Genomic DNA, 12,923 nt, shown 5'->3' with positions numbered 1-12,923 from the left:
TATGGCATCGAAATTAAATTTGCTGAGTGACGCCGATTGTCGGAATGCCACCAGTCAGGGAAAGAAAATTCATAAGCTACATGATGGGGGCGGCTTATTGTTATGGATTTACGAGGATGGCCGCAAATTCTGGCGTTTGCGCTATTGGATTGCGAGCAAGGAGAAGTCTCTGTCCTTTGGTTCTTACCCGCAAATTTCCCTCAAGAAGGCCCGCATTAAGCGCGATGAGCAGCGTAAAGTGCTGGATGCTGACCTCGACCCCTCCGCCGAACGTAAAGCTACTAACCTGCGTAAGAAGCTCGCCAATGTAAATTCCTTCGAGGCGGTGGCAATGGAGTGGTACAACAAGCAACTGCATACCTGGGTGCCACACCATGCAAGCGACGTAAGACGGCGTTTGGAAAACAATATCTTCCCAACACTGGGTAAGCGCCCCATCGGTGAGATTCAAGCGCCTGAACTACTCCAAACCGTTCGCAAGATAGAAGCCCGTGGCGCATACGATCTAGCCCATCGTGTCCTGCAAGTATGCGGGCAGGTGTTTCGCTATGGCATTGCCACCGGGCGCTGTACCCACGATCTATCCACCGACTTGCGCGGTGCGCTGACCCCACACAAGAAACAGCATCAAGCCGCTGTCCGTCCCGAGGAATTGCCAGAGTTGTTACGTGCGATCGCCAAGTATGATGAAACCGGCGACAAGCAAACCCGTCTTGCTTTGCAACTGCTTGCGCAAACCTTTGTACGCACCAATGAACTAATAGGCGCGGAGTGGGGGGAATTCGATCTGAATAATGCCTTGTGGATCATCCCAGCCGGGCGCATGAAGATGAAAGCGGAACATGTTGTCCCGCTGTCAGGGCAGGCACTCACGATGCTGGCGGAACTCAAGGAAATATCAGGTGGCAGCCGCTTCGTATTCCCCGGCCGCAACCAGGACAAGCCCATCAGCAATAACACCATGCTGTTTGCGCTTTATCGCCTCGGCTACAAGGGAAAAATGACAGGGCACGGTTTCCGTGCTGTAGCCTCTACAATCCTCAACGAGACCGGCTTCAATCCGGATGTGATTGAGCGTCAGCTTGCCCATTGCGAACGCAACGAAGTGAGGGGTGCCTATAATCGCGCTGAGTATCTGCCCGAGCGCAAGCGAATGATGCAACAGTGGGCGGATTATTTGGATTCAATAGAAGCTGGTGCGAAGGTGATCCCATTGTACGGTCAAGGCTCTTAATGGGAAACATTCGCCCCACGGCTGGCGCAGTTCATTTTCCACTCTTGCGCACGACAACGGCACTGCCCGCGACGTGGTGGAGCTTGCCCTTGACCATGCGCACGAAAAGTTGCGCGGGCCTATGAGGGTGGCGCGCGGCTCGATGGCGGGTCAAACTGTTCCAATGGTGGGGGCACAACCTGCTGCCGCCCAGCGTGGGGCAATGGTTATCCCACTAAAAACCAAAGCGGCTTGATAGCTTGCCGCACAGCAAACAAGCGGCGAGACGGGCGACAGAGTTACACTTCTTCCTGCGCCGCCACTGTCCAAATTCCCTTCAACGGTAATTTCCGTTTTTAGATCTTCATCATCAAGGTGGCCGTAGTGTGCAAAAGTTTGTTGAGCGGTTTCTTTGCCGTCAAGGGGTGCATTTGGACGTGCGAGATCATTTTGCACGTTGCTCTCGAAGTACCTTAAAGTGAATCGAGTATTAACTCCAACGAACCGGCCGGCGCCAGTAATCCGGTAAGTCGAACGAGGTCCGCGTGGGTCAGGGCCGCTAGATCGGCGGCGCTGACAGGCGAGATCAGCCAGCGGCGCTCGGCCTCGACCTGAGTCGGAACGCCGTCATGCGGTGAGGGGAATAGTCTCGATTGGTCAGCTATAACAGCTTTCCACAGAGTCAAACCGTTGATTGCCTGCTCCGTGAAGGTGATATGCAAATGCTTGCGGTCACCGAATCGGCGAAGACTGAAAAGGAACGCCGCGCGCAGAAATCCTAGCGCAGCGTGCAGATCTTCAATCGAAGGAGATGTTTTCGCAATCAGTTTTTGTGCAGCCTGGAGCGGGTCGCCCTCCACGCCACCGGGATCCAAAATGGCAAGTAGATTCTCAACCGCCGCTATTGCACCTTTCACTTCGGCGCGCGCAATGTCGGGAGGCGAAGCATGGGAGTGGGGGTTGAGCACAACCTTGCGGAATAGCTTAACCCTCTCAATAACACCTGCCAAAAACCCCTTCCCCGCATGAGTCCTGAACCAGACTTCCACAGCGCAAAGCAGCTTGTCTGTATCCAAATGGCGAGGGTCAGTCTTGAATGTCACTGGCACACCAAACCGCTCACAGAAAGACTTCAACGTGAGTTCGAAGGCTGCGCGCGTGTAATTGGCAGCTGCCGAAATGTGATGGTCAGCGAGAAAGGTACGAGCCTGATCGAGGCTGACCCTCGCCGCCTTGTCACCAGCAGAACGAACTGTCGGTGCTGGGATTCCTCGCGTCGCATCCTCGCCTTCAAAGACCTCCAGGCATTTCCATTGCCCGCTGTTGCCAATATGAAAGCGCGCCATCTCGAACCAAACTCGGTCATGGGTGAGCAAGACGATCTGCCAATCAAAAAAATGCTTGCGTAGCACATCAAGAACCGGCAATCGGTTGGAGTGATCCAGGCCGATCAGCACATCGTCCAACACCAGAAGCTTCAGCGCGTCTGTCGTGGCTGTCGGGGTGCAAGCGAGGCGCCCGGCAAGATAGATCGCCAGCCCGAGTGCTGAAAGCCTAGCCTCGTTCAGGAAAATCTGCGGAGCAGGCAATGGATGGTCGCGGAAGGTCAATTCCGGTGTCAGCACCTGGCCCTCGATGGCCCGATGCTGTTTCAGCCGCGCGTTGTTATAGGTAAGTCCTGGTGTCCGAAACCCCTTGAGTTCCACATCGTCCCAGCCCAGTTCTCGCATCAGTGCGTTGATGTGGGGAAGCAGTGCAGGAATGGCGTTACGGAAAGCGGTATTGAATTCCAGGCATGCTTGGTTCATGCGTGTAATGGCGGCGGATGTGTGTTGGCTGGGTTTGGCCTTTAACACCTTGGCCCAGAGCTCACCGATGCTCGCATTCTTTCCACCCTCAACAACAACCGGGAAATCCCGCAGCAAATGCTCAACCGCAATGTCGAATAGGTTAATCGCATCGTCATGGTGTTTGTAGTTGGTATCCAGCAGCGATCGATAATCCAGACAGGTGCGCCGTAATGCAGTTGTAACAACACGCGAATCGGCATTGCGGTAAAAATATTTGTACCAGTTATCTACTGGAACTGACAAATCAACGGCACCCGGGTGCTTGGAAACCGTCCAATCTACTGCCGCCGCGCCATCGGTAAATTCCACGCTAACCCTACAATTGTTATCCGGTTGGCCAGAGAATACGTTCTTATGTTCACGTAGCGGTTTCTTGGGTTTGAGTGAAAAGAAACCGTTTAGTGCATGAAAGATGGACGACTTACCCGCCCCGTTCTCGCCATAGACCAGCAGGTTCTTGCCGTCGAGATCGAAATCCGTCGGCGCTGGACCGGGGAAGGCACGGAAGTCGGTGAGTGTCAGACGCTTGATGCGCAGCGACTGAAGGTGCGCTGTCATTCTCGTCCCTCAATGATGCGCACCACGTCCAAGGCTTGCAGGTCGAAGAGCATGGCGTAGATGGGGTTGTTGGTAACGAAGATGCGGGCGGCCAGATTGTTGGCTTCATCGACCAGTACCTGACCCTGGAGAGTGGCGAGGTTGGCGATGCCTGCCTTTTCGCAAGCGTCAAACAGGCGAATGCCGACGCGGTGCAGGTCTTCGGGGAAGAAGAGTTCATAGATGAGGCCGCTGATGAGTTGCTCCAAGTGGACATCGCGGGTTACAAGGACGGCAGAAACGGCAGCTTCCACCAGCGTAATCTGAGCGATGTCAGCCGATGGGATAATCAACTGCCCGGAGTATCTTGGCTCGAAGTCGAGGAACCCACCTTGCTTGGTTGAACAAACCTGTGTGGCAAGCCACGCATTGATACTGGAATTTAAAGCGCCGAGCGCAAAATTGATTTTTGGCGGAAGAAATATCGTGCTCTTATTGTTGCTGTAATGCCCCTTAAAATCAGGCGCGAAACTCGGTGCTTCTGCAATGGCCGGCACCACAATCTTCGGTTGTTCAAACTCCTGCCAATAGATACATGATCGTAGTTCCCAAAAAAACTTGCCTTGATCATCTCTGCGCTGGAGTTGCTCGAACTTGTTGCGACAACCACGAGCATCGGGTTTATCCAACTCAACATCTCGTAGCGATTGGAAGTGCTCGTAAATTGCGGGATATGTTGTGGCAAAAACCTCCTCCGCTTCCTTTTTCGATTTACCTGACCACGGATGGCCTTTGTTTTCCGATGACTCAATCTTGATGAGGTATTGGTCAGAAAACTCAACCTGCCACCGCTTCACATCGCGCCCTCGCAGGAAGGGCTTGATGATCTCCGCTGATTTCGGGTCTTTGGCGATCAGCTGGGCGCGACTCGCACCGTTGATGACGAAGGCGTCGTTGAAGCCGGTCTTGATGCCGTAATAGAAACGGCCCCGGACGTATTCTCCCAGCGGCTTGCCTGCGGTGCGGATACGTTCCAGAAGGCGACGCTTTACGGGTGGCTCCAATTGCCAACCGTTCTTGGATAGTTCCGCCTGTGGTACAGGGAAGGCCGTTTCGGCGAATACTTGGGGAAACTGTTCGACCGGGTGCTCCTGCGTCCAATTGAGCGCCAGCACATCCTCATCTTGCCCCGGTGTCTTGACCGTCTGTGCGCGGCGCGTTGCGATGACAATAGTGGGGTAGGCAATCGCCGTGAATACGGTCTCATCGCCGAAGTCGATGATGCGCCTAAGCTTGGTGTTGCAGTTCATCCAGTCGCGCAGCTTTTCGCCGTATTTGGCGCGATACCATTTGTTGGAGGTGATGAAGGCAAACGCGCCGTGAGGTTTGAGTAGCTTGATGGAACGTTCATAGAAATAAACGTAGAGATCGGCAGTGCCGGTGTAACAATCATAATGTGCCTTGAGGCCGTCTTTGAGGTGCTTGATCTCTTCCTGCCGCACATAGGGTGGATTACCAATCACCACGTCAAAGCCGTTACCCAACTGGAACATCCACTCCGGATCGAAAAAATCAGCGGCAGTATTCTGATCGAAGGGGTTCCAATGCACCAGTTGCTGGGCTTTTGCTGTAGAGAATCCGCTTTGCTCCAGTTCGCTGGCTAGCTGGTCACGCAAGTTTTGGATGATCTCGCGGAACTTGCGTTTGGTTTTGGTGGTTCGTGCAGAGAAATAATTTTCGCTGGCATCGTGCAGGCCCGCTTCAATCGCTTTGATGGCGTCATGACCAAGCTGGTAGTTCTCGGTCAAGTTACTTTTTACATCACGAATTGGAGTGAGGCTATCGGCAGCGACAATCTTGGTTTCCAAGTTAGGTAACGCAGTGATACCCCAGTTATCTCTTGATTTATCCATTTCCTGACTCACCACCAGCGCGATGAAAAAACGCAGCTTAGCGATCTGCACGGCGATAGGTTGAATGTCTACGCCGTGGATGCATTTTTCAATAAGATAGAGTTTGCGGGTGTAATCGGCGTGTTTGGCGTTGGCGAAGTCACGGTCGAATTTTGTGAGCGCGCTTTCCGCTTCCTCCACCTTGGCTGCGTGTAAAGACAGGTCGCGGATTTTTTTTGCTTCCGCGAGTTGCGCCGCCAACGGGGTGCGGTTTTGCGTTTTCCACAGTTCGTTGTTGGGGTCCAGCTTCCTAAGTATATGCACAAGTTTTTGCAGCACTCCCATCGGGAATGCGCCGGAACCGCAGGCGGGGTCAAGAACTTTCAGTTGCTCGATGGCTGCAATGATCGATTTCACTTCCACCAAGCTGAATTCGTGCGGGGTGTCTACGTAGGAAAGTAAGCTGCGCAGACGCACCTCAATATCATTACTCCCGCGACAAGTTGAAACCAACTCATCAGCTTCAGTTTTTTGGATTCCCGCTTTCGCGGGAGTGATGTTCAATGCAAGCTCACCGGGTTGGTTGCCGAGGTCAAGAAATTCGTTGACGGCGTGGGATAACATGGCTTTCCGTTTGCCAACGCTCTTAGTCTGAGGTGTATGCAAAGCTCGATCAAAGTACGCGATAAGCACTTCATCTACCATGTAGTCCACCACCTCGCGTGGCGTGTAGAACGAGCCGGATAATTTGCGGGCGGTAGCTTGTGTGTCCTCGTTGTAGCTCGCGAGCAGGTTCTCGAAAACCTTACCGAGCAGTTCGGGATCAAGGGCGACTTCCTCTTCCGCTGGGGTGTTTTCATCTACAGTGAATTTGTAGCGTCTAAAAATATCAATCAGTCCATAAACGTCGATAAGCTTGCCCTTGGTGCCAAGGTCGACACCGAGATCGGCCTGCATTTCACCACCAAAAAATAACTTGTTGGGAACGACAGGCTGCGCATCCTTGCGGCGGGAAAAGCCATCCACACGCAGCACGTAACCATTACCTTCTTTGACAGCTATGGATTTCAGTTCCGGGTTGCGTTGAAAGTCACGTTCGGTGAGTTCTCGATCCAGACACTCGAACAGGCCCCCATTTAAGAAGGGGATTTTCGAGAAGTATTCCTTGAGAACTTGGTCCGGGTCACGAAACATTTCCTTGTGACGATAGAGCGAATGAATCAGCCTGTCGCTTTTCATGCCTCCGCCGTCCGCTGCCCATTTACGGTCTAAGCCCATTTCAACATTAAGACTGGCGAAGAACAGGTTTTGTAAAATAGCGAGGTAATACGTGCTGTCTTCACCGTTTGCCGAAGGGTCGGATTTAAGCAACGTTTTGAGTTGTGCAGCTTCAAACAGATCTTCCTGGATCAACCCTTTTTCCTTGATGAACCAAACGAAGATCAGACGCGTGAGCAACCGGATGACGGCAACAGAATTGCGCTTGGATTCGTCTTCGCCACCGCCCGGTGGAAAGGCAACCTGTTTCACTGCCCAAAAATACCACCGAGAAAGCTCGGTATAAAAACGCTTATTGAGCGCTTGTGTAGAGAGTGCGACGATCCAGGCGTCGTACAGCTCACGGAAGTTGGTCGGGCGGCGTTTTTTTTCGCCTAGATTTTCCAGTGCCAGCCCGGCCAGGATGTCCAAATGGGCGCGGTGAGGATTTTTACTCCGCACGTCCTTAATGACAGTGATGCGGTTATCGATAACGTCACGGCTAGTGTCGCGCTTGTTGGCGCGTCGGTCGATCACTACCAGAGAAACTAGATCGCAGTATTTAAAGATCACGATGGCGGGCATGGGAAAGTGACGATTCAGTTCCCTTGCGATAGCAGCAAGGTTGGTACGAGACCAGTTCTCCCCCTGCAATTCGATGGCCAGAAAAACAAAGGATTCGATGAGGCTCCGCGCCAGCCTGGTATCGGTGGCCAAGACTTGCTGCCCAAGTGCAAGCGAAGGGATTTCATCGTTAGTAAGCTGGAACAAAAGGGCGCACTGCTTCCATCGGGAAACATGCGCTCTGTCACGGTTGAAAGTGCTGTGCGCAGCATCTTCTACAGCCGCAATGAATTGCTCTGGCTTGGAGCCGAAGTCGGCGGTCTTGTCGCTCTTGTATCCAAGCAATGATAGTAGCTCTGAACTAGCCTCGCTTAGTGGGCGATTCTGGAAATTCGTCAGTGCGGTACGCAGCGCGCCCAGCTTTTGTGGATTAAACTCAAGCATCGGTGGGTGCCTTCTCTGTACTCTTGATGACCAGCCAAGTGATGAGATCAAAATCCCCGGCAGATTTTACTTGCTTACTCGCGTCGGTGAGCTTGCCACCACGCCCGGAAAAAAGATTGCCGGCATTTTTTCGCTCGAATTGCGCGGCGATGGCGGTAACGGCACGGTCTAACAGACTGCTGTATTGGCTCATGTCCTCTCCATTCTTGGTTTTCGAATCGAAGAGTTCGCATAGCTGGGCATAGGGCTCGGTCTTGCCCTGACCTACCGCCCGGAAGATTTCGAGTATCTGTTTCGGGCTGGTGAAGTTGTAGCGCACTTCGCCATCATCGCGGATATAGACCAGAAAATAAGGCTGTAGTGGATTCACTGCTTCGTTGCCGCTGGCATCGATACGTTGTTTGAGGCAGTAGATGGCGCCGGGCTTGATGGTTTGATGATCGGTATGAGGCGGCACGACGGCGTAGAGACCAAAAGGCGCCTGTTCAAGCTTTTCTCGGTTGGCTTCGATGTAGGACGCGAGTTCCATGCGGAAATCGTCGAGGGTGAATTCGTTAAGGGCGACCGATTCGTTGAAATCCTCCAGATCGAGCACTTCGTCTTTGAGGCGCAGTAACTGTTTGTCGCGGTAACGCAGGTCTTCCTGAATCAGCTCCCTCAAATCCTCGGCCTCCAGGATGTTGTCTTCGGCGGTGGCGGCGATGTCCACGAGCGCCATGCGTGCCTCGACCCGATTCTTCAGGTTGATGTATTTGTTGAGGTCGGGTGTCGGCCAGAAATTGATGAGCTGGATTTCCTTGTTCTCGCTGCCGATGCGATCGATCCGGCCGAAGCGCTGGATGATGCGTACCGGGTTCCAGTGAATGTCGTAGTTCACCAGCAGGTCACAATCATGGAGATTCTGGCCTTCGGAGATGCAGTCCGTGGCGATCAGGATGTCGATTTCCCTATCCTGGGGCATCGATTTCATCTTTGCTCGCTGCTTCGCGCGGGGAGAAAAGTTGGTGAGTATCTGAGTGAAATCCGCTTGGCCGAAGGTGGTGCGGTTGGGTTTGGCACCGCCGGAAACCAAGGCAATGTGGACACCCAATCTATTACGCGCCCACCCTTCAATCTCTTCATAGAGGTAGGCTGCTGTGTCGGCGAAGGCGCAGAAGACGATTATTTTGCGATTCTCGTCCCCGAGGTTGTTGATGCTGGGGTGCCTGACCTTGTGTTCGATGATCTTTTTCAGTTCAGCAAGTTTGGCATCGCGCTCCGGGGCTACGCCATCGGCGCTTTCCGCAAGCATGGATAGCTGCTGCTTGTCGCTGGTCAAATCTGCCAGCCATCGATCAACGTCCATGTGCTCCAGGCGATATTTGAGCGTCCCGACCTCAAAGGCCTCACGCAGTTCCTCGTCTTCTTCTGCCTCCATGACGAACAGTTCCGGTTGCAATTCCTGTGCTTTGGCATCGCGCAACTCGCGAAATTTGCCGATACGCGCTTCCAGGTCTTCGAGCTTTCTGACCGTGCGGTCCATGGTGATGGCGAAAGAACGCACGGAACTCTCCAAACGCTTAAGGAAATTGACCTTCATCATGCCAATAAGGAAGTCTTCCCGTTTTTCCTGGCTGAAGTTCTTGATAACGCTTTCCCCCGTGTAAAGGTGCTTAAACTGCGGCAATACATATTCAGACGGTTTGAACAGGGAAAGCTTGTATTTCCCGATTTCCTGATTCAGCCGATCATAGGTAGGGAAGCGATGCTTGGTGTCTATGTCGGCGTAAATCGACTGTGGCTTGGCACGCCTCGGAAATTGACCGATGACTGCCAGAGAGGCGCGGTAGTAACGCTTTATATGCTTGCGGGACCGGGCAATGGTAAGCTCGTCAAGCAGGGTGAAAAAACCTGCCGGCAGACGATCCATCAATTCTTTGGCGTCCTTCTCGCCAGCGCGCTTGGCCCATTCCATGAAGGTTCTTTGAGCGGTAGAGAGGGTATCTTTGATGCTGCGAATACCCAAGCTTTGCGAGAATACGGCATCATGTCCTTCGGTAACGAAATAGATCTGGTTGCGTAAATCCTTGAGGTCATTGTTCACCGGCGTGGCGGAGAGTAGCATCACCTTGGTTTTTACTCCCGTTTGGATGATGTCTTCCATCAGCCGCTCGTAGCGGCTCTTGCGGACGACTTTGCCATCCTCGTCGCGTTTACCCTTTACGTTGTTACGAAAATTGTGGGATTCGTCGATGACGATGAGGTCGAAATTACCCCAGTTCAGGGTGGCGAGGTCAACCCCATCCACTTTTCCGCTTTCGCGGGACAAGTCGGTATGGGAGAGCACCGTGTAGGCGAAGCGATCCCGAAGGAATGGATTCAAATCACTGTTGTTCTGGGCGAGATACACAGTCCAGTTATCGCGCAGCTTCTTTGGGCAAAGAACAAGTACGCGGTGGTTGCGTAACTCGAAATATTTGATTACTGCCAGTGCGGAATAGGTCTTCCCTAGGCCGACACTATCGGCCAGGACGCACCCATTATGTGAGTTAATCTTGTGTATGGCCCCTTTGACCCCATCCTTCTGGAAGTCAAACAATGTCTTCCAGATTTCAGTATCGACGATTGCAGTTTGCTCGAACAGACGCGCATCGTCGGCTTGCTCGGACAGGAAGCGTTCAAAAACGTGAAACAGCGTCTTGAAGTAAATGAATTCGGGCGCATGATCGACATAAAGTTGGGCGAGGTAACGCAGCACCTCATCTTTGACGTCGGCGACCAGCTTGGCGTCGGCCCAGACGTCGTCAAACCAGGCCTTGAGATCCGCCCGGTCGCGGTCGCTATCAACGATCAGATTGAGCTCTATGTTCGGAGTGGCGGATAATCCGAGACCGCGGCGGGTGAAATTGGAACTACCCAAGATGGCGTGCTCGCGGTGCCCGTCGTGAATGTGGTAAAGCTTGCCGTGTAGCAGATTGGCTTGGCGGATCGAGCGGATTTCGACTTTGGCCTTAATCCAGTTTGCGCAACGGCGGGCGATTTCCTTCTGTTGTAGCCGATTGGAGAGTTCGAGTCCCTCATCTTCAATCTTGAAGAATTTCTTGTCCGTCTTTTCCGGATCAAGCGTCGCAATGAAGCGCGGTTCGCCAAACAGGAAGCGCACGGTCTGGACGCGATCGAGTTGGTTTGCCAACGCCTCGTAAGCATAAATGGTGAAATAGGCCGAGACGACAGATAGAACGCTGTTGTCCGATATTTTTTCGACCAGGAAATCCGCTACTTTGCCGCGTCCATGGTTGTCACGGATGCCGTGGCTATTTGCAATTGTTTTTATTGTCATTCAGTTCCCTATATCACACGTTCCCGTTTTGCTTTCCTCAACGACTGCGCAAAGCGCGTATTCTACCCGGTGCGGTACGCGTACTTCCTTCACCTGTAATTCTCGCTTAGCCATCAGTCATCGCGTGCTGTAAATAAGACATGTTTCTCTCTCCGTTTTATTGCGCGCAAGTGTATAGCATGCTGCCCATACCGTAAAATCAGCATATTCCTTATTCTTGGAATGCCAGTGCGGCTGTTTCGAGCTTTATCAGTCGTCCCAAATAACCAATAAGAAAAATACGTTATGAATGTCATCCTACTTATTGATAGCCGGGAAGTAATCCCGGTTCGCGCAATACCTTTTATTACCGGCGGGCTGATGTCTCCGATCAATGTGGCTGCATCGCTGGCGAATATCGATTTGCCGAAAAAACTCAAGGGTATTACCGCCCATCATCTGTCTTCCAATGGCGTACCGGCGAGCATGTTGCCCAAAGAATGGGACGGTATTACGGCCGGTTTGCAAGCCTTGTCCGACAAGCTCCAGTTGAGTGAAAAGATTAAAGATGAGAATAATCTTGTCTGGCGGCGCGATTCGATACCGCTTTTACCGGCTGGCGTATTCGTCTGGAAAGATGAATTTGAGCAAGCGTTTACCCGTTTCTATGGTTCAGATAGCCATATTCGATTAGAAGAGCGCCCTGGTGACCGGGAGCTGAATTATTCACCAATGATCCCATCAGAGTTGCACATGACCGTAGCTGAGGGATTTACGATGCCGATAAAAACCGGCGTGTCAGGAAAGATGACACTAACGAACCACGGCTATTTGTCTGAAAAATTGGTAAGAATGAATCAGGCTGCGGAGAAATTTTGGGCAAACGCCGACCGAAATGAGCGTGACACACATCCTGACAATGGGAAAGTCGCAGCATGGTTTGAGCAAAATGGATTTTCATCAACTCTTGCCTGGAAAGCCGCAACCCTCATTCGCCCTGAATGGGCGCCAACCGGACGCAAGCCGGAAGAACAGTGATACCCGAAACGCCAGTGTTGGCGCCGGTTTACAAGAGGTGCTACTCTTAAAAGGAAACCCCTTTTCGTATTTATCAATTGCCGGATAAACTAGGATTCGCCTGTCGGCCAGCGATGGTCTTATTTAGACGGGAGTAATCCACAATGTACCAACTACCTGAAGCCGGTTATTTGCGCCTGCCTCAAATTATCGGTAATCCGAAAGCAAAACCTCCTATCCCCGCTGTAATCCCCGTAAGTAAGTCAACCTGGTGGGCGGGCGTCAAATCCGGGCATTATCCACAGCCAGTCCGAACCTTAGGTCGTCGTATTACTGCCTGGAGGGTGGAAGATATTCGCGCTCTAATCGAACGGACTGCGAAATAAATACATGGCTTGGGACAGGAAAAAGAAAAACTGGCTTTCGCCGGAGCGCCGAGAGCCTGGTGGATTCGCAGCTCTGCCTCATTGCCTACTGGAAAGTCAGGTTTACATTAGCCTTTCCGCACACGCGGTCAAGCTGCTGATCGACCTGTCGGCGCAATTCAAGGGCTTAAATAATGGTGATTTGTGTCTCGCATGGACAACCATGAAAAAGCGCGGGTGGAAATCCCGCGATACCCTCAACAAAGCAAGGCGAGAGCTGCTTGATAAGGAATTGATCGAGGTTAGCCGATATGGCGACCGCAAACGTGCCCAGCTCTATGCATTGACCTTCTTTGCCATTGATGAATGCGGCGGTAAGCTTGACATCAAAGCCACCGAAAGGCCGATGAGCTTGTGGCGTAAGCATGAACCCCTGCCGCCGTTAAAATCAAATTCACTCACACGCCCGGCGGGTTAAATAAGAAC

7 protein-coding genes are annotated in these 12,923 nt (G+C 52.5%); 3 read left to right on the top strand and 4 right to left on the bottom strand.

Annotation, left to right across the window (positions count from 1 at the left end):
* Nucleotide 1: 1 nt before the first annotated feature.
* A complete protein-coding gene (locus EBAPG3_RS14735; protein WP_004174312.1) occupies nt 2-1,234 on the top strand; it encodes a tyrosine-type recombinase/integrase in 1,233 nt (410 codons plus the stop codon).
* A gap of 150 nt (nt 1,235-1,384) precedes the next feature.
* On the opposite strand, the gene EBAPG3_RS15110 is transcribed toward EBAPG3_RS14735, so the two are convergent.
* The 4 genes from EBAPG3_RS15110 to EBAPG3_RS14720 are packed head-to-tail and all read right to left on the bottom strand — an operon-like array spanning nt 1,385 to nt 11,076.
* Nucleotides 1,385-1,669: a hypothetical protein gene (locus EBAPG3_RS15110; protein ID WP_151898971.1), complete on the bottom strand. Its 285-nt coding sequence runs from the start codon at nt 1,667-1,669 to the stop codon at nt 1,385-1,387.
* A 17-nt stretch (nt 1,670-1,686) separates the two neighbouring features.
* A complete protein-coding gene (locus EBAPG3_RS14730; RefSeq protein ID WP_004174310.1) occupies nt 1,687-3,621 on the bottom strand; it encodes an AAA family ATPase in 1,935 nt (644 codons plus the stop codon).
* Nucleotides 3,618-7,757 (bottom strand): Eco57I restriction-modification methylase domain-containing protein, encoded by a 4,140-nt coding sequence (locus EBAPG3_RS14725; RefSeq protein WP_004174308.1) that lies wholly within the window; start codon nt 7,755-7,757, stop codon nt 3,618-3,620. Before EBAPG3_RS14725 ends, EBAPG3_RS14730 begins: the two co-directional genes overlap by 4 nt.
* On the bottom strand, nt 7,750-11,076 hold the full coding sequence (locus EBAPG3_RS14720; protein ID WP_004174306.1) for a helicase-related protein: 3,327 nt from the start codon (nt 11,074-11,076) through the stop codon (nt 7,750-7,752). Before EBAPG3_RS14720 ends, EBAPG3_RS14725 begins: the two co-directional genes overlap by 8 nt.
* A gap of 285 nt (nt 11,077-11,361) precedes the next feature.
* Here EBAPG3_RS14720 and EBAPG3_RS14715 point away from each other — a divergent pair, with 285 nt between their 5' ends.
* Both EBAPG3_RS14715 and EBAPG3_RS14705 read left to right on the top strand, forming a co-directional pair.
* Nucleotides 11,362-12,093, top strand: a complete 732-nt coding sequence (locus tag EBAPG3_RS14715) for a hypothetical protein (protein ID WP_004174304.1) — start codon at nt 11,362-11,364, stop codon at nt 12,091-12,093.
* A 369-nt stretch (nt 12,094-12,462) separates the two neighbouring features.
* Nucleotides 12,463-12,915, top strand: a complete 453-nt coding sequence (locus tag EBAPG3_RS14705) for a hypothetical protein (protein WP_004174302.1) — start codon at nt 12,463-12,465, stop codon at nt 12,913-12,915.
* Nucleotides 12,916-12,923 lie beyond the last annotated feature (8 nt).

Source organism: Nitrosospira lacus, assembly GCF_000355765.4.
Lineage (GTDB): Bacteria > Pseudomonadota > Gammaproteobacteria > Burkholderiales > Nitrosomonadaceae > Nitrosospira > Nitrosospira lacus.
The sequence above is the reverse complement of the archived record's forward strand: the minus strand, read 5'-3'. Positions and strand labels throughout refer to the sequence as shown.

Excerpts from the sequence above, each read along its gene's own strand:
- EBAPG3_RS14705 (WP_004174302.1), top strand. The coding sequence starts at position 12,463 with ATGGCTTGGGACAGGAAAAAGAAAAACTGGCTTTCGCCGGAGCGCCGA.
- EBAPG3_RS14715 (WP_004174304.1), top strand. The coding sequence starts at position 11,362 with ATGAATGTCATCCTACTTATTGATAGCCGGGAAGTAATCCCGGTTCGC.
- EBAPG3_RS14725 (WP_004174308.1), bottom strand. The coding sequence starts at position 7,757 with ATGCTTGAGTTTAATCCACAAAAGCTGGGCGCGCTGCGTACCGCACTG.
- EBAPG3_RS14720 (WP_004174306.1), bottom strand. The coding sequence starts at position 11,076 with ATGACAATAAAAACAATTGCAAATAGCCACGGCATCCGTGACAACCAT.
- EBAPG3_RS14730 (WP_004174310.1), bottom strand. The coding sequence starts at position 3,621 with ATGACAGCGCACCTTCAGTCGCTGCGCATCAAGCGTCTGACACTCACC.
- EBAPG3_RS14735 (WP_004174312.1), top strand. The coding sequence starts at position 2 with ATGGCATCGAAATTAAATTTGCTGAGTGACGCCGATTGTCGGAATGCC.